We start from the raw sequence: 22,815 nt of genomic DNA on the forward strand, positions 1-22,815 counted from the left end.
CTAACCGGAACCGCCCAAGCCGACATCCATGATCAGGCGGCGCAGACTTCGCGGATCGAGCTTTCCAGAATGTCGAGCGCCTCGTTCATGACGTTGTCCTGGATGGTGATCGGCGCGAGGAAGCGGATGACGTTGCCATAGACGCCGCAGGTCAGCAGGATCAGTCCCTTGTCGAGCGCCTTCAGCCTGATCGCATTGGCGATCTCGGCCGACGGCAGGCCCTTCTTGACGTCGTTGAACTCGACCGCGTTCATGAAGCCGAGGCCCCTGATATCGACGATCTCGGGTACGTCGTCACGGATCGACTGCAGCCGCTGCTTCAGCCTTGCACCCAGCGTGTTGGCGCGGTCGCAGAGCTTTTCGTCTTCGATCACGTCGAGAACCGCATGCGCGGCGGCGACGCCGATCGGGCTGCCGCCATAGGTGCCGCCGAGCCCGCCGGGGCCTGGCGCATCCATGATCTCGGCGCGGCCGGTGACCGCGGCCAGCGGGAAACCGCCGGCCAGGCTCTTGGCCATGGTGGTGATATCAGCCGCCACGTCGTGATGATCCATCGCAAACATCTTGCCGGTGCGGGCAAAGCCGGTCTGGACCTCGTCGGCAATCAGCAGCATGCCGTGCTGGTCGCAGAGCTTGCGCAGCGCCACCATGAAATCGCGCGGCACATCGTAGAAGCCGCCCTCGCCCTGAACCGGCTCGATGATGATGGCGGCAACGCGGGCCGGGTCGACATCGGCCTTGAACAGGCGGTCGAGTGCCGCCAGCGAATCGGCCACCGAAACACCGTGCAGCGGCACCGGGAACGGCGCGTGGTAGACGTCGCCCGGCATGGCGCCGAAGCCGACCTTGTAGGGCACGACCTTGCCGGTCAGCGCCATGCCCATGAAGGTGCGACCATGGAAGCCGCCGGCAAAGGCGATGACGGCCTGACGGCCGGTCGCGTTGCGGGCGATCTTGATGGCGTTTTCGACGGCCTCGGCGCCGGTGGTGACGAAGATCGTCTTCTTCTCGAAGTTACCCGGCAGCATGCCGTTCAGGCGTTCGGCCAGCCGCACATAGCTCTCATAGGGCACCACCTGGTGGCAGGTATGGGTGAAGCGGTCGAGCTGCGCCTTGACCGCCTCGATCACCTTGGGGTGGCGATGGCCGGTGTTGACGACGGCGATGCCGGACGAGAAGTCGATGTAGCGGCGACCTTCGACATCCCAGATCTCCGAGTTTTCGGCCCGATCGGCATAGATCTGCGTGGTCATTCCAACGCCACGCGAGATCGACTGGTTCTTGCGTTCGGAAATGGCTGAATTCTTCATTTTTATCCCTCGTCAGGCTGTCGCCCGTTCTCGTTTGATGGCTGCCGGGAAGTCTTCTGACCTTATTTCATATTTTCCTCAAGTCGGCACCATCGGGAGGCGATTGGGCCTGTCGTCCGATGCGGGTCCAGCGTGGCTTAACCAGTCGGCTGATCCGTGTACGAGAGAGGTTCCCTTTTTCCGGGGATCGATTATCTTCTTGCGGCCCGCAACGCGTTACATCAGGACAGTCCAGGCGGGCGAGGCAAGCCATGAGCTGGAACGCGACATCGTCCGCCCCGCAGCCATCGCACTCCAGACATTTGCCGTTGCGGACAACTTCCATCATTGTGGCATGCTCCTTGATGACGTTTCTCCTTGCCGGCTGCCAGAAGCAGGCGGCGGCGCAAAAGCTGCCGATCCTGGTGAGCGCCGAAGAGGTCAAGGTCTCCGACTATGCCCCGACCACATCCTTGACCGGCGTGATCGCGGCGAGGACGCTGAACAACCTGTCCTTCCGCGTCGGCGGCCGTATCGCCGATCGGTTCGTCGAGATCGGCCAGCATATCGACAAGGACACGCTGCTGGCTCGCATCGATCCGCAGGAACAGGAATCGGATCTGCGTTCCGCGCAAGCCGATCTCGATGCGGCCCAGGCGCAGCTGACACAGGCCTCCGCCGCGTTCGCGCGGCAAAAGACGCTGCTTGCCCAAGGCTTCACCACACGACGCGATTACGATGCGGCCGAACAGGCGCAAAGTGTCGCGCAAGGCAGCGTGCAGCAGGCGCAAAGCGCGCTGGACAACGCAAGGGACAGCCTGTCCTTCACCGAATTGCGGTCTACCAAGCCGGGCATCGTCACCGCGCGCATGGTGGAAGCCGGCCAAGTGGTGCAGGCGGCACAGACCGTGTTCACCATTGCCGAGGACGGCGACCGCGACGCGGTCTTCAATGTTCCTGAAACGCTGGTCGCCGGCGGTTCGACAACGCCACCGCCGGTGTCCATCACGCTGGTGTCCGATCCGGTCATCAAGGCGACAGGCGTGGTGCGCGAGATCTCGCCGGTCGTCGATCCCGCCTCCGCGTCGGTTCGCGTGAAGGTCGCCATCCCCAATACGCCCGCCGCCATGCCGCTTGGCGCCGCCGTCACCGGCTCCATCAGCGCCAGGCCCGTCCAGGCCATGATCCTGCCGTGGCAGGCCCTGACCTCCAGCGACGGGACACCGGCGGTCTGGCTCGTCGATGCGGCGTCCAAGGCCGTCAACGTGGCGCCTGTCGGCATCCTGGCCTATGATTCCGGCGTCATCGTCGTCAACAAGGGGCTCGAAGCCGGACAACATGTCGTCACCGCCGGCGGCCAGTTGCTCAGTCCCGGTGAAGTCGTCGAGATCGCCGGGGAGACCGCGCAATGATCCGGCAGTCGCGCGCACTCGGACTGTCGGTGCTGGTCTTCCTCGCCGCCTGTTCGGCCGAGCCGGAAAAGACGCCGGAGATCATCAGGCCGGTGCTTTCGGTGGTCGTCCAACCCCGGACCAGCCAGACGCTCGGATTTGCCGGCGTGATCGAGCCGGAATTCAGCGCCAACCTCGCATTCCGCCTTCTCGGCCGCATCGTCACACGCGATGTCGATGTCGGCGATCTCGTCACCAAGGGTACGACGATCGCCACGCTCGACCCAACAGCGCTGGAGCTCGCCGTGCAGGGAGCAAAGGCTGGCCTGTCGAACGCACAGGCCGAATTCACCAACGCCGCGGGCAGCGAGGAGCGCCAGCGCGCGCTGCTGGCTGCCAAGAACACCTCGCAGGCCACCTACGACGCCGCCCAGCAGGCGCGGCAGGCCGCGGAAGCCAATGTCGAGCGCGCCAAGGCGGCACTCGCAAAATCGGAGGAGCAGCTTGGCTACGCCCGGCTGTTTTCGGATTTCGACGGTGTCGTCACGGCGGTGAGCGCCGAGGTCGGGCAGACAGTGGCCGCCGGCCAGACCGTGCTGACCGTCGCCCGCTCCGATGTGCGCGAAGCGGTGGTCGACATTCCCGACCAGCTGACGGGCGACCTTGGCGTGGGGATAGGTTTCGACGTGATCTTGCAGTCGCTGCCCTCGATCCGCACGCAAGCCAAGCTGCGCGAGATCGCCCCGCAGGCAGACAGCTCGACCCGCACTCGCCGCGTGCGCCTGACGCTGCTCGATGCGCCGACGGCGTTCCGGCTCGGCTCCACGGTAACGGCAACCCGCGTGGCGGCAATCGACCCGACGATAGAACTGCCGCTGTCGGCGCTCCTCGAAAAGGACGGCAAGCAACAGGTGTGGATCGTCGATCCGCAATCGTCGAATGTAAGTTTGCGCGACATAAAGGTCGGCGCCAAGCGGACCGCGACCTTCACGGTCGCGGAAGGGCTCGATGCAGGGATGCGCGTGGTCACCGCCGGCATCCACAGCCTGACGGCCGGCCAGACGGTCAAGATCCTTGAAGGAGCCGCCAAGTGAAAGGCTTCAACCTCTCCGACTGGGCGCTCAGCCACCGTTCGCTGGTCTGGTATTTCATGCTGGTCTTCGTCGTGGCCGGCGTCTCGGCCTACCTCAATCTCGGCCGCGAGGAAGACCCGGACTTCACCATCAAGACGATGCTGATCCAGGCCAACTGGCCGGGCGCCTCGGTCGACGACACGCTGCGCCAGGTGACCGACCGCATCGAGAAGAAGCTGGAGGAGCTCGATAGCCTCGACTACTCCAAGTCGGTCACCACGGCTGGGCAGACAATCATCTTCGTGAACCTGAAGCCATCGACCAAGGCGCGTGACGTGGTCCCGACATGGGTCCGTATCCGCAACATGATCAACGATATCCGCCCGCAGTTTCCGGAGGGCGTGCAGGGTCCTTTCTTCAACGACAATTTCGGCGACGTGTTCGGCAATGTCTACGCTTTCACCGCCGACGGGCTGACGCTGCGCCAGCTGCGCGACTATGTCGAGGATGCCCGCACCAGGATCCTGGCTGTGCCTAACGCCGGCAAGGTCGATCTGGTCGGCGCGCAGGACGAGGCGATCTATCTCGAATTCTCGACCCGCCAGACCGCGGCGCTGGGCCTGAACCAGCAGGCGATCGTGGCGAGCCTGCAGGCCCAGAACGCGATCGCACCCTCGGGCGTCATCCAGACCGGACCGGAGCGCATCAGCGTGCGCGTCAGCGGCCAGTTCACCTCGGAAGAGAGCCTGCGCGCCATCAACCTGCGCGTCAACGACCGGTTCTTCCGGCTGAGCGACGTGGCGACGATCACGCGCGGCTATGCCGATCCGCCGACCGCGCTGTTCCGCTTCAATGGCGAGGACGCGATCGGGCTCGCCATCGGCATGAAGCCCAACGCCAACCTGCTCGACTTCGGCAAGGCGCTGAAGGCCGAAATGAACAGGATCGTCGCCGACCTGCCGATCGGCGTCGGTGTCCATCTGGTCGCCGACCAGCCGGTGATCGTCGAGGAAGCCGTTTCGGGTTTCACACGCGCCTTGTTCGAGGCCGTGGCCATCGTGCTGGCCGTCTCCTTCATCAGCCTGGGCCTGCGTGCCGGCTTCGTCGTCGCGCTGTCGATCCCGCTGGTGCTGGCCATCACCTTCCTGTTCATGGATTATCTCGGCATCTCGCTGCAGCGCATTTCGCTGGGCGCGCTGATCATTGCGCTCGGCCTTCTGGTTGACGATGCCATGATCGCGGTGGAGATGATGGTCGCCCGGCTGGAGGCCGGCGACAATCTGCGCAAGGCGGCGACCTATGTCTACACGTCGACGGCGTTCCCGATGCTGACCGGAACCCTGGTGACCGTAACGGGCTTCATTCCCATCGGCCTCAACAACAGCGCCGCCGGCGAATACACCTACACGCTGTTCGTCGTCATCGCCGTGTCCTTGCTGGTCTCGTGGATCGTGGCGGTGCTGTTTGCGCCGCTGCTCGGCGTCACCATCCTGCCGGCGACGATGAAACATAAGCACCAGGACCAGCCCGGACGTTTCACCTCGATGTTCCGGACCGTCCTCATCGGATCGGTGCGGCATCATTGGCTCACCATCATCGCCACGGTTCTGCTGTTCGCCGCGTCGATCGTCGGCATGGGTTTTGTCCAGCAGCAGTTCTTCCCGCCTTCGGATCGGCCGGAACTCATCGTCGACTGGAACCTGCCGCAAAACAGCTCGATCACCGAGACGCGCGACCAGATGGAGCGCTTCGAAAAGGTGGCACTTGCCGGCAACCCCGACATCGAGCACTGGAGTTCCTATATCGGCCAGGGCGCGGTGCGCTTCGTGCTGGCCTATGACGTGCAGCCATCCAACCCCTATTTCGGCCAGACCGTCATCGTCACCAAGGACATCGAGGCCCGCAACCGGGTGAAGGCGTCAATCGAAAAGATGCTACGCGAGGATTTCGTCGGCACCGACGCCTTCGTCAAGACGCTTGAACTCGGACCACCGGTCGGTCGGCCGGTGCAGTATCGCGTCAGCGGCCCGGACGTCCAAATGGTAAGGACATTGTCCCAGCAACTGGCCGGCGTCATCTCGGCCAATCCGAAGCTGGGCGCACCGACCTTCGACTGGAACGAGCCGGCGCGGGTGCTGAAAGTGGACGTGCTGCAGGACAAGGCGCGTCAGCTCGGGCATCACCTCATCGGATATCGCCAGCACCATGAACCTCGTCGTCGGTGGCGTCACCATCACCCAGGTACGCGACGCCACCTACCTGGTCAGCGTCATCGCCCGATCGAGCGCCGCCGAGCGTGGCTCTATAGAGACGCTGCAGAACATGCAGTTGCCGACCGGGAACGGTGAATCGATCCCACTCGCTGCCGTCGCGAACTTCCACTATGAACTGGAACAGCCCACCGTGTGGCGGCGAGACCGCGTGCCTACCATCACCGTGCGCGCCGGACTGGTCGGCGATACGCTGCCGGCCACGGTGGTCGACGAATTGAAATCATCGGTCGATGCCTTCATCGCCAAGCTCCCGGTCGGCTACGCCATTGCCACCGCCGGAACGGTTGAGGAAAGCGCCAAAAGCCAAGGGCCGATCGCGGCCGTGGTGCCGCTGATGCTGTTCCTGATGGCGACGATCCTGATGATCCAGCTGCAAAGCTTCCAGCGCCTGTTCCTGGTGGTTGCCGTGGCGCCGCTCGGATTGATCGGCGTGGTCGCCGCACTGTTGCCGAGCGGTGCGCCGCTGGGTTTCGTCGCCATCCTCGGCGTGCTGGCGCTGATCGGCATCCTGATCCGCAACTCGGTCATCCTGATCGTGCAGATCGAGCAACTCGTCACCGAGGGCAAGGACCGTTGGGCGGCCGTGGTCGAGGCCACCGAACACCGTATGCGGCCGATCGCGCTGACGGCCGCCGCCGCCAGCCTGGCGCTGATCCCGATCGCGCGCGAAGTGTTCTGGGCGCCAATGGCCTTCGCCATGATGGGCGGCATCATCGCCGGCACGGCGATCACGCTGCTGTTCCTGCCGGCGCTTTATTCGCGTGGTTCCGGATCAAGGAACCGAAAGAGGGGCAGGAGAACACTGCTCCGGCCAGCGATACCATACCGGAAGGCGGTACGGCCTGAGGGCAAGTTGCGAGTAGCGTCGCGTTCCTTCACGTCTGTCCTGCCGGACATCTCCCCCCGTGGGGGGCGCGAAGGAACGCGCCATGAAAATTCAGCTACGCCCTCACAAACCCGTCGCTGGCTCGCAGCAGATTGCGCGTGTAGTCCTTGCTCACGCGGCGCTCAACGAGATCATCAGCCGTCAGATTCTCCACCGCCTCGCCGTTCTGCATCACCATCAACCGCTCGCACATATGGGTGATGATGGCGAGGTCGTGGCTGACCATCAAGAAGGTCAGCTTGCGCCGCCGGCGGATCTCTTCCAGCAGATTGAGAACTTCCGCCTGTACGGACGCATCGAGCGCCGAGGTCGGCTCGTCAAGCAGCAGGATGGACGGCTCGAGGATCAGGGCGCGTGCGATCGCCACGCGCTGGCGCTGGCCGCCCGACAATTGATGCGAGTAGCGGAAGCGGAAGCCGTTTCCGAGGCCCACCTCGTCCAGCGCCCGCTGGATGCGCTTTTCGCCATCGGCACAACCGTGGATGGCGAGCGGCTCCTGCAGCAGGCGGTCGACGGTCTGGCGCGGATGCAGGGAGCCATACGGGTCCTGAAAGACCATCTGGACTTCGCGGTAGAAGGCTTTATCGCGTCGCGTACCGAGTTTCTTGCCATTGACGGTGATGCTGCCCGAAGCGACGGGCGCCAGGCCGGCAATGGCCCGCAGCAGCGTCGACTTGCCCGAACCGGATTCGCCGACCAGCCCGAAGGATTCTCCCGACTGGACCTCGAGGCTGACGCCTTTCAGGGCGCGGAAGCGATCGAAGAGGACTTCCAACCCGTCGACGACAAGGGCCGCGCTCATAGCGCCCACTCCGGCTTGCGATCGAGCACCGGCAGCGGGTGACGGTCGTCGTCGATCCTGGGCATGCAGTTGAGCAGGCCGCGCGTGTAGGGGTGCTGGGCATGGCCGAGTTCGGAAGCCTTGAGCTGCTCGACCACCTTGCCGGCATACATCACGATGACCCGGTCGCAGAAGGACGAGACCAGGCGCAGATCATGCGAGATGAAGATCAGTCCCATGCCGCGCTCGCTGACCAGCTTGTCGAGGATGCCGAGCACGTCGAGTTGCACGGTGACGTCGAGCGCCGATGTCGGCTCATCGGCGATCATCATCTCCGGCCCGGCGATCAGCATCATGGCGATCATCGCCCGCTGGCCCATGCCGCCGGAGACCTCATGCGGATGCAGGTCGAAGACACGGGCGGGATCGCGGATCTGCACCGCTTCCAGCATGGCGAGTGCCCTGTCGCGCGCCTCGGCCTTGCCGACCTTTTCATGCGTTCGCAGCGTCTCGACGATCTGCCGGCCGATGCTCATCACCGGATCGAGCGAATATTTCGGATCCTGCAGGATCATGGCGATGCGTTTTCCCCGCAGAGCCCGGCGCTCGCGCGGCGATGCGGCAAGAAGGTCGATGCCGTCAAAGGCGAGTTTGTTCGCCGATATCCGTGCCTGCGGGGGCGTCAGTCCCATGATGGCGCGGCCGGTCTGCGACTTGCCGGAACCGGATTCGCCGACGATCCCAAGCCGCTCACGGCCAAGCGTAAAGGAAACGCCGCGCACCGCCTCTATCAGGCCGGTGCGCGTCGGAAACGTGACGCGCAGATCGTCGACGTCAAGAAGTGTACCCTTTGGCAGCGTGCTCATCGGTCGCCGCTCATTGGTCACCACTCCGGGGGTCGAGCGCGTCGCGCAGGCCGTCGCCGAGCAAGTTGAAGCCGAGGCTGACGATGAGGATGGCGAAACCGGGCGCGCCGGCCACCCACCACTGGTCGAGCACGAAGCGGCGGCCCGAGGCGATCATGGTGCCCCATTCAGGCAGCGGCGGCTGCGCGCCGAGGCCGAGGAAGCCCAGGCCGGCCGCGGTCAGGATAATGCCGGCCATGTCGAGCGTCACCCTGACGATGAGCGAGGAAATGCACAGCGGCATGATGTGGCGCAACACGATGCGGAAGGGCGAGGCGCCCATTAGCTGCACCGCCTTGATGTAATCGGAATTGCGCACCGTCAGCGTTTCGGCGCGCGCGATGCGGGCGTAAGGCGGCCATGAGGTGATGGCGATGGCAAGCACCGCGTTCTCGATGCCTGGACCGAGTGCGGCGACAAAGGCCAGCGCCAGGATCAGCTTGGGGAAAGCGAGGAAGATGTCGGTGATGCGCATCAGGATCGCATCAATCCAGCCGCCGGCATAGCCCGCGACGGTGCCAACCAAGAGGCCGATCGGCGCCGCGATTATTGCCACCAGGATGACCACGTAGAGCGTCCAGCGCGAACCGTAGAGAATGCGCGAAAGGATATCGCGGCCAAGATCGTCGGTGCCGAACCAGTGCTCGGCGCTGGGCGCCAGCAGCCGGGAATTCTTGAGATCACCGAATGTCGGCGAATACGGCGCCAGCACGCCGGCAAGGGCTGCGATGACCAGCAAGGCAATGATGATGAGCAGGCCGAGAAACGCTAGTCGGTTGGCGGAAAAGCGACGCCACGCCACATAGGCGCGGCCGAGCCTTGCCTGCATGCGCGACGCCGGCCGCTCGCTGAGCAGCCAGTCGCGACGGCTCTGGATGGTCTGTGTACTCATCCTGTCTTTGTCCTTGGATCGAGCACACGGTAGAGCAGGTCGGACAGGAGATTGATGCCGATGAACACCGAGCCGATGACGATGGTGCCGCCAAGCACGGCGTTCATGTCGGCGTTCTGCAGCGAATTGGTGATGTAGAGGCCGATGCCGGGCCAGGAGAAGACGACCTCGGTCAGCACCGAGCCCTCGAGCAGATTGGCGTAGGACAGCGCGATCACCGTGACCATCGGCACGGCGGCGTTGCGCAGCGCGTGGCCCCAGATGATGCGGGTTTCCGACAAGCCCTTGGCGCGCGCGGCGACGATGTATTCCTGCGCCAGTTCGTTAAGCATGAACGAGCGCGTCATGCGGCTGATATAGGCCAGCGAGAAATAGCCGAGCAGCGAGGCCGGCAGGATGATGTGCCTGAAGGCGTCGTAAAAGACGTCCCACTCCCCCTGCATCGCGGAGTCGAGAAGATAGAAGCCGGTGATCGGCGTGAAGGTGTATTCGTAGACGACGTCGAGCCTTGCCGGAAAGGCCACCCATTGCAGCTTGGCGTAGAACAGCACGAGCCCAAGCAGGCCGAGCCAGAAGATCGGCACGGAATAGCCGATCAGGCCAATGATGCGCACGATCTGATCGATGAGGCTGCCGCGCTTCACCGCTGCCAGCACGCCAAGCGGCACACCAAACAGCGCCCCGATCAACGTTCCCAGCGTCGCCAGTTCGACGGTCGCGGGGAAGGCGCGGCGGATGTCGGTCATGACAGGATTGGTTGTCAGCACCGAGGTGCCGAAATCACCGCTCAGGGCATTTTTGACATAGATGTAGAACTGCTCGATCAGCGGCAGGTCGAGGCCCATTTCGCGGCGCGTGCGCTCGACGACACTGACAGGTGCTCGATCGCCGAGCACCGCCAGCACCGGGTCGATCGGAATGACACGGCCGATGAAGAAGGTCACCGCGAGAAGACCAAGATAGGTCGTTACCGCGATGACCAGGAAGCGGCCGATCGCAGACGCAATGGCTACCGCGCGGGCGCTGCCGCGCCCGCCTTCGTTTTCAATCGCGCTCATGCCGCGCGTCCGCTGGCGTTACTCTTTCGAGACCGGGCCGACGAAGTTGCTGTCGAAGCTCGGGCCGAGCGCGAAGCCCTTGAGGTTCTTGCGCAGCCCGGCGACTTCCAGCTGCTGATGGATGATGACGAAGGGGCTGGTGTCGAGGATCTTCTGCTGCAGATCCTTGTAGATGTCGGCGCGCTTGCCCGAATCCTTCTCCAGCAGGGCCGCTTCCGTTTCCTTGGTCAGGTCCGGAATGTCCCAGGAATTGCGCCAGGCAAGCGTGTGGGACTTGCCGGCATCCGAATTGTCGGGATTCGAGGCAAAGGTCTGGGCGTTGGAGTTCGGATCGAAATAGTCCTGGCCCCAATTGCCGATATAGATGTCGTGGTTGCGGGCGCGGTACTTGGTCAGCGTCTGCTTGCCGTCGCCCGGAATGATCTCCAGCTTGATGCCGGCTTGACCGAGCGTCTGCTGGATCGATTCCGCCATGCCGGTGGTCGGCTGGCCGGTGCGCACATCCATGGTCACGCTGAAGCCGTCGGCCAAGCCGGCCTTGGCCAGCAGTTCCTTGGCCTTGGCCACGTCGAGCTTGAAGGGATTGTCATCCATGGCGCCGAGGTCGCCCTTGGGCAGGAAGGACTGATGGATTTCGCCGATGCCCTTGAGGATGGTCGTGCTCAGCGCATCGTAATCGACCAGATACTTGAAAGCCTGGCGAACCTCCGGCTTGGCGAGAGTAGGGTTCTTCTGGTTGAGGCTGATATAGTAGACCGTGCCCTTCGGCGCGCTGGTGGTCGTAAGCTTGTCGTTCTTGGCGATGGCGTCGAGATCGTTCGGCTCGAGGTTGCGGGCAACGTCGATGTCGCCGGCTTCGAGCGCCAGGCGCTGGGCCGAGCTTTCCTTCATGTTGCGGTAGATGACGCGGGCAAGCTTGGCTTTCTCGCCATGATAATTATCGTTGCGCTCCATGACGACGGCTTCATTGGCGCGCCATTCGCGCAGCTTGTAGGCGCCGGAGCCGGCATAGCCGGTCTTCAGCCAGGCGTTGCCGAAGTCATTGTCATATTTGTAGTCGGCGGTTGGCGCCGCCTTGACGACATGCTCCTTGACCAGCTTGCTGTCGACGACCGATGCGACCGTCGCCGAGAGGCAGTTCAAGACGAAGCTTGGCGCATAGGCCTTGTCGACGATGAACTGGAAGGTGGCGTCGTCGACGGCCTTGGCCTTGTCGGCAACGTTGTCGCCGCTGATGCCGAACTGTTCGATGATGAAGGCCGGGCTCTTGTCCAGCTTGACGACCCGCTCGAACGAATAGGCGACATCGGCCGCCGTGATCGGGTTGCCCGAGGCGAATTTCAGGCCGGGCTTGAGCTTGAACGTATAGGTCAGCCCGTCGTCGGAGACGCTCCAGCTGTCGGCGAGATCGGCCTTGACCTTGGATGTGTCGCTGAGGTCAAGCCGGACAAGCAGGTCATAGGTGTTGCCGGTAACCTCGGCGGTCGACAGCTCGAAGGCCTCGCCCGGATCCATGGAGATGATGTCGTCGATGGCAAAGCCCTCGACCAGCGTGTCGGCGGGCGTGACGGCGAAGGCAGGCGCAACGCCAATGAGCAGCGCGGACATCGCCGCGCCCGCAAGCAAGGTACGAGAGCGTAGAGCAAACTTTTCCATCATCATGGTGATTGTTCCCTTTTTTGTTGGTTATTGACCTGAGTTCCCGGCTCAGGGCTGCACAATTCTTTTCGGGGCCTGACGACGGCCCTCTAACCCTTAACGTCGCGTTTTTTGTCCAGCTGGTCAACACCATAGCCGGCGGCTTTCAAGCCGGCAACGAGCATTTGCAAGACAGCGCATTCGACCAGAATTGGCGGCAGCAAGTCGATGCAAAAGCCGGCTAATCGGCGCGGCCAATCAGGAAAAATCTGCTAATATCGGAGCTACTTGAGCACCGAGACTAGACCTGCATCCGGAAAGCAGGTTGCGGCGCGGCCGTTCTTGGCCTGCCATATGCCGATTGATCGGCGCGTCTTGAAGCCGGGCAAGCCATCGGCACTGCCGACATCATAGCCCTTGGCTTCGAGCGACCGCTGCAGTGCCGCGATGTCGGACCGGTAGAGGTTATCAACAGCGCCCCAGCTGCCCGCAAAATTGCTGTCGCCATGCGCGATGCGGTCGGCGGCGTGGGCGATGAACAGGCCATAGAGATCGCTGTTGTTGTATTCCTTGATCACGTAGAAATTGGGCGTGACGACGAAGGCTGGGCCACTGCGTCCGGCCGGCATCAGCAGAAAGCCCTCGGCCTTCAATTCGCTTGCCGGGAACGGCTTGCCGTCGACGCGCTTGATGCCCATCGCCGCCCATTGCGAAATCTTTTTGCCCTGGTCCGGCCCTTCTAGCGAACAGGAGACCGCCGTCGGCACCGTCACTTCGAAGCCCCAGCCACGGCCCTTCACCCAGCCATAGTGATCAAGATAGTTGGCGATGGAGGCTAGCGTGTCCGGCACGGAATTCCAGATGTCGGCCCGGCCGCCGCCATTATAAGCCGCCGCGTGCTTCAGGAACGATGTCGGCATGAACTGCGGCTGGCCGAGCGCGCCCGCCCAGGACGATTTCATCGCGCCGACGGGCGCCAGCCCACGCTCGACGATCTCCAGCGCGGCCAGCAGTTCGGTGCGATAAAACTCTTTCTTGGTCGACATGAACGCCTTGGTGCCCAGCACCTCGAACGCGTCGTAAGGCATCTTGGCCGCGCCGAAGCCGGTCTCGCGACCCCATATGGCCAGCAGGATTTCACCCGGCACGCCGAACCGCTTCTCGATGACGGCCAGTGTGCTGGCGTTGGCGGCAGCGCGCGCCCGGCCGCCGGCGGTGACGGCGCCGATGGTCCTTTCGGCGAAGTAGGCGCCGGGCGAACCGAACTCGGCCTGATGCTGTTTTTGCGGCGTTGTCGCCTTCTCGCCGGGCAGCACCAGGTCGGGCAGTTTGAGGTTCGGCTTGATGCCATCGAAGGCGGCATCGAAGGTCTTCCTGGAAATGCCCTTCGCCTTGGCTTCCGGCCAGAGGTCGCTTTGCAGCCAGGCGCGGAACTGGTCATCGATCTTCGCGGCGGATGCTGGGGCTGAAGCGCCCAACGCGATAAGGATTGCGAGGAAAATCGTGATGACCTGTTGATAAGGTGGGGCGCGAAGGAACTCAGTCATCTCAAAGCAAATCCTTCTTCGCCAATCGCGTCAAAACGCCGTCCGCGCCCGCAGCGCCGCGGCCAGCGTTCCTTCGTCGAGATAGTCGAGTTCGCCGCCGACCGGCACGCCATGCGCCAGCCGCGTCACCTTGATGTCGAAACCGGACAACTGGTCGGTGAGGTAGTGCGCGGTCGTCTGGCCTTCGACCGTTGCGTTGACGGCAAGGATGATCTCCTTCACCTCGCCACCGGCGACACGGTCGACCAGCGAGCGGATGTTGAGTTGCTCGGGGCCGATGCCGTCAAGTGGCGACAGCGTGCCGCCGAGCACATGGTAGCGCACGTTCATGGCCGCCGCGCGTTCGAGCGCCCACAGGTCCGACACGTCCTCCACAACGATGATCGTGCCGGCATCGCGGCGCGGGTCGGTACAGATCATGCAGGGGTCTGAGGTGTCGACATTTCCGCAGGTCGAGCAGATGCGCACCTTGTCGGCGGCCTCGCCCATGGCGGCGGCGAGCGGCGACAACAGCTGCTCCTTCTTCTTGATCAGATGAAGCGCCGCGCGCCGGGCCGAACGGGGACCAAGCCCCGGCACCTTGGCCAGGAGCTGGATCAGGCGTTCAATCTCGGGACCGGCGATTCGCTTCGACATCGCATCGGTTTAGGATTTTTCCACGCGCTTTGGAACACTCCAGCGCCACGCATGCCCTAACCGCACGAGACGCTGTTAAAGGTCAGTCGGCCTCGAGCGGCCGGCTCTGGCTGGCGATCATCGCACCGATCGCATCGGTATTCTCGGGTGTTGCCTCGAAGGCCATCGTCGCCTGCTGCGACGCAGCCGGGAACGGTATCGTTCGAGGCTGCACATTGCCGCCAAAGCGGGCCGCATCCGGTTCCTGCATGGGCTCCTGCATCGCCACAAGCGTTTCCCTGGCGGGTTTCGGCCGCGGCTGGATGGAAGCGGTCGTGTAGACAGGCGCGGCCGTCGTGGTTCTGCCAGCTGTCGGCTTGGCCACGGGAGCCGGTGCGGCGGAGGCAACCAGTACCGCGGGTGCCAAAGGCTTTGAAACCGGAGGCGTTGCATAAGCAACCGCGACCTGGGGCTCATCCGGCAGCGGCTGCCAATTGCGGCCGCGCTTCTCGTAGAAGGCATTGCCACCGGCAACCATCGTGTAGTGCATGTTCGTGTAGGGGAAGCGAAGGCCGGCGGTGTGGAAATACATCGTGTTCTTCAGCTTGGTCTGCCGCTCACCCTTCAGCACGGCGTCGGCGGCCGCCTCTACATCGGGCAAAGCCCGCGAATTCATCGGCCTTGTCATGACGCCGGGCGCGAACTGCCCGGGCTCGCCAACCACGTCGCATATGGTGTTGCCATGCTGACCGGATCGCAGCCGGTTCATGACCACCGTGCCAACGGCAATCATGCCGTCGCGGCTCGAACGGTTGGATTCGAAGAACATGGCGCGCTCCAGGCACTCCTTGTCCTTGGGTGTGTGGCTGTAGGCCCGCGAGCTCAGGAAGCTCGGCGTGATGGCGCTGGTCAGGCTCGCGACGGACATGCCGTGCGACGTGGTCTGACTGCAACCGGCCAGGAACAGCGGGGAGGTGACGACACCGAGCAACAGCGGCGTCTTCCATCGCGTGGCGATCAACAAGTAACCCTCATTTCAATGCCCGCCCCCAGGCTGCGGCAAGAATGAGACACTTTCAGGCAAAAAGATGGCTAAAGCGTTATTAATTGAAAAGAGTGCTCAAATTGGCACAGTTCAATGGCAAAAACCCGACTATCGCGCGGCCCGAGCCGTGATGGACTGTCCAGGTTCGGCCTCTTCGAGCTCCTCCGAAAACAGGCCGCGAATCAGAAACAGCGCCCGCGCATCCCTTGCTTTCGGCGCGATCTGCTCCGGCCAGCCGCTGGCTATGAACTCCGCCTTGGTGAAGTCCGGCGTTGTTTCGCAAGCCACTTCCAGGAAATGGGCGATTTCCAGGACGATCGCACGCTCATCCCTCGAAAGAGCCGACATGCCGGATTCGATCGACGGGCGATGGACGAAATCCTCGAAGAGATTGAAGTAGCCATTGATGCTTACGAGGTCCACGCCCTCGTCGCACTCCGCCAGGATTTCAAGGATCTCGTAGATCCTGTTGCGGATCCGCTGCTCGATCAACCTGTCCGACGGCTCTTCGATCACGGGCTTGGCGCCATGGCTAGAAAGGCAGTTTCATTCCAGGCGGTATCGGCAAGCCGGCGGTCAGCGCCTTGGTCTTTTCCTGCATGATCTGCTCGACCTTGACCTTGGCGTCATTGTGAGCGGCAAGCAAGAGGTCCTCCAGAATCTCGACCTCGTCCTCCTTGAACAGGGACGGGTCGATCTTCAGCGACTTCATCTCGAATTTTCCGGTGAGCGTCACCACCACCAGACCGCCGCCGGCCTGGCCGGTGGCCTCCAGCGTGGCGATCTCATCCTGCATGGCCTGGAACTTGGCCTGCATTTCCTTTGCCTTGCCCATCAGGCCGAGAAGATCTTTCATCGCGCGTTCCTTTGCGATTGATGCTGTTTAAATTTCGTCGTCGTCCGCCGCCGGCTCGACCGGCGGATCGGCTTCGTCACTGTCCACTTCCGGTGCGTCGGGAATACGCACGTCGATGATCTTGGCGCCGGGAAAGCGGGCGAGAATGGCAGCGACGGTCGGGTCGCTCTTGGCATCGAGAAAAGCGGTCTCGCGCTTTGCCGATTCCATCTGGGCCAGGGTCTGGCCGCCCTCCTCCTTCGACAGTGACACCAGCCAGTTGCGGCCGGTCCAGGCACGCAACTTGGTCGTCAGGTCGTTGAGCAGCATCTTTGGCGCATCTTCGGTCAGATTGACGTCGATGCGGCCGGGCTCGATGCGAACGAGGCGCATGCAGCGCTTGATCAGAACCTTGAAAGCAATGTCGCGCTGCGCGTCGGCAAGGGCAACGATGTCGGCCAGCGACTTCACCGAAACCTGCGGCGTCTCCGGCACGGGCTCGCGCGGCGCGACGAAGGCGGCAGGAGCAGGCACAGCCTCGACTAGCCGCATGGCCTGGGCGCCGCCCGAACCCGTGGGCATGCGCGTCTGCGCCACCGCGCTGGCGCCGCCGCCATTGCCGGGACTTGCCGGCGCGCCGTTCGAACGCGGCGCCGCTCCCGGCGCGGCGTACCCGCCGTCCAGGGATTTCAGCGCTTCGTCCAAGGTCGGCAGGTCGGCAGCATGCGCAAGCCGGATCAGCACCATTTCGGCAGCACTCACCGGCCGGTTGGAGGACTGCACCTCAGGGATGCCCTTCAAGAGCATCTGCCATGTCCGTGACAGCACCCTGACCGACAAGGTCCTGGCGAAATCGGCGCCGCGCTGGCGTTCGTCCTCGGAGAGCGAGGCATCCTCGATGGCCGCCGGCACAAAGCGCAGGCGGGTGACAAGATGGTTGAACTCCGCGAGATCGGTCAGAACGGCGGCCGGATCTGCGCCAGTATCATATTGCGCGCGGAACTCCCCAAGTGCCGCCGCCACGTCGCCCTTCATCACATGCTCGAACAGGTCGACGATGCGGGCGCGGTCGGCGAGCCCCAGCATGGCCCGCACCGCTTCGGCGCTGACGGTGCCGCCGCCATGGGCGATCGCCTGGTCGAGGATGGAGAGCGAATCACGGGCCGAGCCTTCCGCCGCGCGCGCGACCATGGCCAATGCGTCGTCGTCGACCGAGATGCCTTCCTTGGCCGAAATCGAGGCGAGATGCGCGACCAGCGCGCTGGCGTCGATGCGCCGCAGGTCGAAGCGCTGGCAGCGCGACAGCACGGTGATCGGCACCTTGCGGATTTCGGTGGTGGCGAAGATGAATTTGACGTGTGGCGGCGGCTCTTCCAGCGTTTTCAGCAGGCCGTTGAAGGCCTGGGTGGAGAGCATGTGCACTTCGTCGATGATGTAGACCTTGTAGCGCGCCGAGACGGGCGCGTAGCGCACGCGCTCGATGATATCGCGGATATCGTCGATGCCGGTGTGCGAGGCGGCGTCCATCTCGATGACATCGACATGGCGGCCTTCCATGATCGCCTGGCAGTGCTCGCCCAGCACGGCAAGATCGACGGAGGGTTGGTCGACAGTCGCGGTCCTGTAGTTGAGCGCCCGCGCCAGGATGCGCGCCGTCGTCGTCTTGCCGACGCCGCGAACGCCGGTCAGCATCCATGCCTGGGCGATGCGGCCCGTGGCAAAGGCATTGGTGAGCGTGCGAACCATCGGCTCCTGGCCGATCAGTTCGGAGAAGTCCGAGGGGCGATATTTGCGCGCCAGGACGCGATAGGCGACTGCCTTTTCGGTTCCAGAATTTCCGGCTTCGCTCATTCGCCCGTAAAGCTCCAAGTGCCGCGACTGGAGGCGGCCGATTCCCGCGCACAGTTTCACTCGCACGGCTTGGCGCCGTCAATGTCGCGAGAGAAAGGCGAAGAGGTGGGAGGCTGGAACAATGACCCGTTCCGGGCTCGTTAGGGCTGCTTCCTTCCGGACCTGACCCGGTTGGCGAGTGGATCGTCCACCACCAACCTCCCGGCCCCCATATCGGCAATTCGGCGATGAAATGCAAGTGCGGTCAAGAATCGGCGCACCAAAACGTGAGGGATCAATGATTCGCTTGCAGCCCCCTTGCAGCCGCTCTAGCGTTCATGAGTTTGAGGAAACAACAAAATCGAGGAAACGCCAATGCTGCCTGGCCTGAAGGCCGGATTCACGCTGGACGCCCGTCTGGAGGCGGATAGCGAGCAGTTGATGTGGCTCGGCCTGTGCGAATTGCGGGTGATGAACGACCGCCGCTGGCCCTGGTTGCTGCTGGTGCCGCAGCGGCCCGGTGCGGAAGAAGTCCACGACATGACGCCGCTTGACCAGGCGATGCTGACTTTCGAGACCAATATGGTGGCGCAAGCGCTGAAAAAGGTGACCGGCTGCACCAAGATCAACACCGGGGCGCTCGGCAACATCGTGCGCCAATTGCATGTCCATGTCATCGCACGTTCGGAAGGCGACGCAGGCTGGCCCGGCCCGGTCTGGGGACACGGTATGCGCGAGCCCTATCAGGGCTCCGACATCAGACGGTTTGCCGAAACGATCAAGGCGGCGCTATAAGCCTGTCCTGTGTCCATCCTGAAAGCCGTCTGAGTCCCCATGAGCTTCCGCCTGTTTGACGCGCCCTTGCGCGAGCCGAGCCAGTTTGTCGGCTTCGCCGGCAACATGATCGACCGGCAGTCCGAGAACCGGTCCGACGATTCGGTCGAAAAGGCGCTGGCCGACCCTTCGGCACGGCTTTTGCTGATGCGTGGTGGCCGGCTCTACCTGAAGGTCATCGACGGCGGCCTCGATCCCTGGTTCAGCGCCGGTGAGGGCGGGCCTTTCAACGTGCTCCTGGACCAGGGTGTCCTGCTCGGCTTTTCGGAAGCCGGACCGGTTCTGGCCGTCCCGGCCGGTGTCGATCCCGAGCAGCTTCCGGAAACGATCAAGGCTATCGATTACCGCTCTGTCTACATGCAGGGGCTGATCGACGAGGCGGCGGCCGGCGCGATGGCGCAAGGGGCCGCACTTCTCGCCTGGCATGCCAGCCATCGCTTCTGCAGCAAATGCGGAACCGAATCGCAGATGCGGGCCGGCGGCTACAAGCGGCACTGCCCGAATTGCGGCACCGAGCATTTCCCGCGCACCGATCCGGTGGCGATCATGCTGACCGCGACCCGCGAGAAGTGCCTGCTCGGCCGGGGCCGGCATTTCGGGCCGGGCATGTATTCGGCGCTCGCCGGCTTCATCGAGCCGGGCGAGACGATCGAAGCGGCCGTGCGCCGGGAAACATTCGAGGAAGCCGGCATCAGGCTTGGCCGTGTCGTCTACCACGCCAGCCAGCCATGGCCCTTCCCCTTCTCATTGATGATCGGCTGCTTCGGTGAGCCGCTCAACGACGACATCCAGGCTGACCTCAACGAACTGGAGGACTGCCGCTGGTTTCCTCGCGACGAGGTTCGTTTGATGCTGGCCAAGGAGCACCCCGGCAACCTGTTCACGCCACCAAAAGGCGCGATCGCGCATCACCTCATCCGCGCCTGGGTCGACAGCGAATAATCAGACGTATTGCAGGAGCAGGATATGATCCGTCACACCGTCGTCTTCACGCTAAAACATCCGCCGCATTCGCTGGAGGAGAAGCGTTTCCTGACCGACGCCAAGAGAATCCTCACCGCGATCAGGGGCGTCACGCATTTCGAGCAGCTACGGCAGATCAGCCCCAAGAACGATTATCACTTCGGGTTCTCGATGGAGTTCGCCGATCAGGCTGCCTATACGAGATATAACGACCATCCCGACCACGTGGCCTTCGTTCGCGACCGCTGGGTTCCCGAAGTCGAGACCTTTCTCGAAATCGACTACGTGCCGCTGGGCTCGGTGGTTTAAAGCTCGTCACGTCCAAACGGACTATTTCGACGCGCTTTAAATCCTTGTTCATGCATGTCGTTGTCCCAAAACCGCTGCGAACTTTTGGGCGACATGCATCAGTCCGCGACCTTCCACTGCTCGCGCGACGCGCTGGCCGGATAAACGCCGAGGATTCGCACCTCACGCGAGAAGAAGCGAAGCTCCTCCAGCGCCAGCTTGACCAGCGGATCATCCGGATGGCCCTCGATATCGGCGTAGAACAGCGTCGCCGTGAAGGCCCCCAGCTGGTAGCTCTCCAGCTTGGTCATGTTGATGCCGTTGGTGGCGAAGCCGCCCATCGCCTTGTAGAGCGCCGCCGGCACGTTGCGGACGCGGAAGATGAAGGTTGTCATCATCTTGACGTCAGGCGAAGGACGTTCGGCCCACTGCTTGTTCTTGGTCAGGACGACGAACCGCGTCACGTTAGAGTCGGTGTCCTCGACATTCTCCTCGATGATATCGAGCCCGTAGAGCGTCGCGGCGAGCGCCGGCGACAGAGCGGCCATGGTGCGGTCATTGACCTCGGAGACCATCTTGGCAGCACCCGCCGTGTCGCCCGCAACCACAGCCTTCCAGCCATTCTTGCGGATGTATTTGCGGCACTGGCCGAGCGCGTGGATATGGCTGTGGACGGTCTTGATCTCCTCGCGTTTGACGCCCGGCAGCACCATCAGCTGGAAATGGATCGGCAGGAAATATTCGCCAACGATGTGCAGCTTCGATTCCGGCAGCAGATGATGAATGTCGGCGACGCGCCCGGCGATGGTGTTCTCGATCGGGATCATGGCGAGATCGGCCTTGCCGGTCTCGACCGCGTTGAAGGCATCCTCGAAGGTCGGGCACGGCAACGGCTCCATCGAGGGGTAGACGTTGCGGCTGGCGGTGTCGGAGTTGGCGCCCGGCTCGCCCTGGAAGGATATTCTGTTGGTTTTTTCAGGCATGGCCAGATCTCTGATTGAAGGTTTTAACGGATTGTCTCAGGCCGCAAGGATCGTCCTGGCACGTTCGAGGTCTTCCGGAGTGTCGACCCCGAGCGGCACGGAATTGACGATCTCGGCGTCGATGCGCATGCCGGCCTCCAGCGCCCGCAGTTGCTCCAGCTTCTCGCGGCGTTCAAGCGGTGACGGCGTCAAGGCCACGAACCGTTCGAGCGCCGAACGGCGATACGCATAGAGGCCGATATGGTGATAGAGCGGCCCCTCGCCCCAGGGTGCGGTGGCGCGGGTAAAATAAAGTGCCCGCAGCCGCGTTGGCGACAGCGGCGAACCGACGAGCTTGACGACATTGGGATTGGTCTTTTCCGCATCGCGGACGATCTCGACGCAGAGCGTGGCGATGTCGACAGCGGCATCCTCGAAAGGCTTCAGCGCGGCGCTGATGTCCCGGGGGTCGATGGTCGGCAAATCGCCCTGCACATTGACGATGGTCTCGACCTTGCTGTTGGGGTCCAGCGCGGTCAGAGCCTCGAAAATACGGTCGGAGCCCGATTCGTGATCCATCCGTGTCATCACCGCCTCGAAGCCATGCGCGCGCACCGCTTCGGCAACGCTCTGGGTATCGGTTGCGACCACCACCCGGCCAAGATCGGCCTCGGCCGCGCGGCGAGCAACATGGACGATCATCGGGGCGCCGGCGATGTCGGCAAGCGGCTTGCCCGGAAGGCGGGTCGAGGCCATGCGGGCCGGGATGAGGATGAGCGTGGACATGAGGATGGCAGGCGTTTGAAAAGAGGAGGGGAAAAGTGGCAAAAGGTCTCACTGGAAGCGCCCTTATAGGTGTTGCAACGCCCGAGCAAAAGACCTAGTTTCCGCCCGATTTGACCGGCCCCGCGGGGTGGGTCACGATACCGACGGACGGAGTGGACGGATCAGTCCGCCGGAAAAGGGAGCCTGGGGCGTATGGACTCTTTCGAAATCAACAAGCTGATCGGCGGACTGCTCGGAACAGTCTTCGTCGTCTTCTCGGTTGGCCTGGTGTCCGACGCGCTGTTTGCCTCCCCCGCTCCGGAAAAGCCGGGCTTCGCGATCGAGGTCACCGAGCCTGCCGAGGGTGGCGCTGCCGCCCCCGTGGCAGCGGCCAAGCCGATCGCCGATCTCCTGGTCACCGCCAATGTCGAAGCGGGTGCAGCTGTCTTCAAGAAATGCCAAGCCTGCCATTCCGGCGAAAAGGGCGGCCCGAACAAGGTCGGCCCGGACCTGTGGGACCTCGTCGACCGTCCCGTGGCCGAGCATGAAGGCTTCGCCTATTCGGCCGGCATGAAGGAGTTCTCCAAGGGCGGCGCCGAGAAGTGGACCTACGACAACATCAACCACTTCATCACCTCCCCGAAGAAATTCGTGAAGGGCACGGCCATGGGCTTCGCCGGTCTGCCAAAGGATGAGGACCGCGCCAACGTCATCGCCTATCTGCGCACGCTGTCGGACAATCCGAAGCCGCTGCCGACACCCGGCACTTCGGCCGACGCAAGCGCTCCCGCCAAGCCCGCGGACGCCGCCGCGCCGGCAAAGCCCGCAGCAGGCGCCGCTCCGGCTCCAGCGGCTCCAGCGCCAGCGGCTCCTGCCGCGCCGGCGGCGCCAGCGGCGCCGGCCAAATAACCGAATTGTAATGGACATATCCTTGAAAAAGCCGGG

The 22,815-nt window shown here is 63.4% G+C and carries 20 protein-coding genes, 1 other RNA gene and 1 pseudogene; 7 read left to right on the forward strand and 15 right to left on the reverse strand.

All coding sequences use genetic code 11. The annotated features are described in order from the left end of the window. Positions 1–32 precede the first annotated feature (32 nt). Positions 33–1,310 carry a 4-aminobutyrate--2-oxoglutarate transaminase gene (locus tag LGH82_RS14585; RefSeq protein WP_227349127.1) on the reverse strand — a complete coding sequence of 426 codons (1,278 nt, stop codon included), beginning with the start codon at positions 1,308–1,310 and terminating at the stop codon, positions 33–35. Positions 1,311–1,654: 344 nt separating this feature from the next. Here LGH82_RS14585 and LGH82_RS14590 point away from each other — a divergent pair, with 344 nt between their 5' ends. The 3 genes and pseudogenes from LGH82_RS14590 to LGH82_RS14600 all read left to right on the forward strand — a co-directional run bounded on the left by LGH82_RS14590 (position 1,655) and on the right by LGH82_RS14600 (position 6,872). After that, complete coding sequence (locus tag LGH82_RS14590) at positions 1,655–2,701, forward strand: efflux RND transporter periplasmic adaptor subunit (protein ID WP_227349128.1); 1,047 nt, start codon at positions 1,655–1,657, stop codon at positions 2,699–2,701. Further along, entirely contained in the window at positions 2,698–3,774 is a 1,077-nt protein-coding gene (locus LGH82_RS14595) for an efflux RND transporter periplasmic adaptor subunit (protein WP_227349129.1), read from the forward strand. The genes LGH82_RS14590 and LGH82_RS14595 overlap by 4 nt, the downstream gene beginning before the upstream one ends. Beyond that, positions 3,771–6,872, forward strand: a pseudogene (locus LGH82_RS14600) (efflux RND transporter permease subunit). Before LGH82_RS14595 ends, LGH82_RS14600 begins: the two are co-directional and overlap by 4 nt. A gap of 95 nt (positions 6,873–6,967) precedes the next feature. Here LGH82_RS14600 and LGH82_RS14605 read toward each other — a convergent pair. From LGH82_RS14605 to ffs, 12 genes are all read right to left on the reverse strand, one after another. Further along, positions 6,968–7,714 (reverse strand): ABC transporter ATP-binding protein, encoded by a 747-nt coding sequence (locus tag LGH82_RS14605; protein WP_227349130.1) that lies wholly within the window; start codon positions 7,712–7,714, stop codon positions 6,968–6,970. Beyond that, positions 7,711–8,559 (reverse strand): ABC transporter ATP-binding protein, encoded by an 849-nt coding sequence (locus LGH82_RS14610; RefSeq protein WP_227349131.1) that lies wholly within the window; start codon positions 8,557–8,559, stop codon positions 7,711–7,713. Before LGH82_RS14610 ends, LGH82_RS14605 begins: the two co-directional genes overlap by 4 nt. A 10-nt stretch (positions 8,560–8,569) precedes the next feature. Next, entirely contained in the window at positions 8,570–9,490 is a 921-nt protein-coding gene (gene nikC, locus LGH82_RS14615; RefSeq protein WP_227349132.1) for a nickel transporter permease, read from the reverse strand. After that, entirely contained in the window at positions 9,487–10,548 is a 1,062-nt protein-coding gene (locus tag LGH82_RS14620) for an ABC transporter permease (RefSeq protein ID WP_227349133.1), read from the reverse strand. Before LGH82_RS14620 ends, nikC begins: the two co-directional genes overlap by 4 nt. Before the next feature lie 18 nt (positions 10,549–10,566). After that, positions 10,567–12,210 (reverse strand): ABC transporter substrate-binding protein, encoded by a 1,644-nt coding sequence (locus LGH82_RS14625; RefSeq protein ID WP_227349134.1) that lies wholly within the window; start codon positions 12,208–12,210, stop codon positions 10,567–10,569. Between the two features lie 260 nt (positions 12,211–12,470). Next, positions 12,471–13,733: a lytic murein transglycosylase gene (locus LGH82_RS14630; RefSeq protein WP_227349135.1), complete on the reverse strand. Its 1,263-nt coding sequence runs from the start codon at positions 13,731–13,733 to the stop codon at positions 12,471–12,473. 30 nt (positions 13,734–13,763) lie between these two features. Then, positions 13,764–14,369, reverse strand: a complete 606-nt coding sequence (gene recR, locus LGH82_RS14635; protein WP_227349136.1) for a recombination mediator RecR — start codon at positions 14,367–14,369, stop codon at positions 13,764–13,766. 82 nt (positions 14,370–14,451) lie between these two features. Then, positions 14,452–15,369: a cell wall hydrolase gene (locus LGH82_RS14640; RefSeq protein ID WP_227349137.1), complete on the reverse strand. Its 918-nt coding sequence runs from the start codon at positions 15,367–15,369 to the stop codon at positions 14,452–14,454. Between the two features lie 132 nt (positions 15,370–15,501). Continuing rightward, the gene (locus LGH82_RS14645) at positions 15,502–15,909 is read right to left on the reverse strand and encodes a hypothetical protein (protein WP_227349138.1); all 408 of its coding nucleotides are present in this window, start codon (positions 15,907–15,909) and stop codon (positions 15,502–15,504) included. A 16-nt stretch (positions 15,910–15,925) separates the two neighbouring features. Continuing rightward, positions 15,926–16,249: a YbaB/EbfC family nucleoid-associated protein gene (locus LGH82_RS14650; protein WP_227349139.1), complete on the reverse strand. Its 324-nt coding sequence runs from the start codon at positions 16,247–16,249 to the stop codon at positions 15,926–15,928. A gap of 27 nt (positions 16,250–16,276) precedes the next feature. Continuing rightward, positions 16,277–18,079, reverse strand: coding sequence for a DNA polymerase III subunit gamma/tau (locus LGH82_RS14655; RefSeq protein WP_227349140.1), 1,803 nt, complete (start codon positions 18,077–18,079; stop codon positions 16,277–16,279). Between the two features lie 105 nt (positions 18,080–18,184). Further along, positions 18,185–18,281, reverse strand: an RNA gene (ffs, locus tag LGH82_RS14660) — signal recognition particle sRNA small type. A gap of 152 nt (positions 18,282–18,433) precedes the next feature. On the opposite strand from ffs, the gene LGH82_RS14665 reads away from it, so the two are divergent. From LGH82_RS14665 to LGH82_RS14675, 3 genes are read left to right on the forward strand one after another with little or no spacing between them, the layout of a single operon-like run. Then, the gene (locus LGH82_RS14665) at positions 18,434–18,853 is read left to right on the forward strand and encodes an HIT domain-containing protein (protein WP_227349141.1); all 420 of its coding nucleotides are present in this window, start codon (positions 18,434–18,436) and stop codon (positions 18,851–18,853) included. Positions 18,854–18,892: 39 nt separating this feature from the next. Further along, positions 18,893–19,834 carry an NAD(+) diphosphatase gene (gene nudC, locus LGH82_RS14670; protein ID WP_227349142.1) on the forward strand — a complete coding sequence of 314 codons (942 nt, stop codon included), beginning with the start codon at positions 18,893–18,895 and terminating at the stop codon, positions 19,832–19,834. A gap of 24 nt (positions 19,835–19,858) precedes the next feature. Next, complete coding sequence (locus LGH82_RS14675; RefSeq protein ID WP_227349143.1) at positions 19,859–20,164, forward strand: Dabb family protein; 306 nt, start codon at positions 19,859–19,861, stop codon at positions 20,162–20,164. 98 nt (positions 20,165–20,262) lie between these two features. On the opposite strand, the gene LGH82_RS14680 is transcribed toward LGH82_RS14675, so the two are convergent. Both LGH82_RS14680 and LGH82_RS14685 read right to left on the reverse strand, forming a co-directional pair. Continuing rightward, entirely contained in the window at positions 20,263–21,126 is an 864-nt protein-coding gene (locus LGH82_RS14680; RefSeq protein WP_227349144.1) for a prephenate dehydratase, read from the reverse strand. Between the two features lie 36 nt (positions 21,127–21,162). Further along, the gene (locus tag LGH82_RS14685) at positions 21,163–21,891 is read right to left on the reverse strand and encodes a 3-deoxy-manno-octulosonate cytidylyltransferase (RefSeq protein ID WP_227349145.1); all 729 of its coding nucleotides are present in this window, start codon (positions 21,889–21,891) and stop codon (positions 21,163–21,165) included. Between the two features lie 192 nt (positions 21,892–22,083). Here LGH82_RS14685 and LGH82_RS14690 point away from each other — a divergent pair, with 192 nt between their 5' ends. Beyond that, positions 22,084–22,779 carry a c-type cytochrome gene (locus tag LGH82_RS14690; protein ID WP_227349146.1) on the forward strand — a complete coding sequence of 232 codons (696 nt, stop codon included), beginning with the start codon at positions 22,084–22,086 and terminating at the stop codon, positions 22,777–22,779. Positions 22,780–22,815: the final 36 nt, after the last annotated feature.

Origin of the sequence: Mesorhizobium sp. PAMC28654 (assembly GCF_020616515.1) — a bacterium.
Lineage (GTDB): Bacteria > Pseudomonadota > Alphaproteobacteria > Rhizobiales > Rhizobiaceae > Mesorhizobium.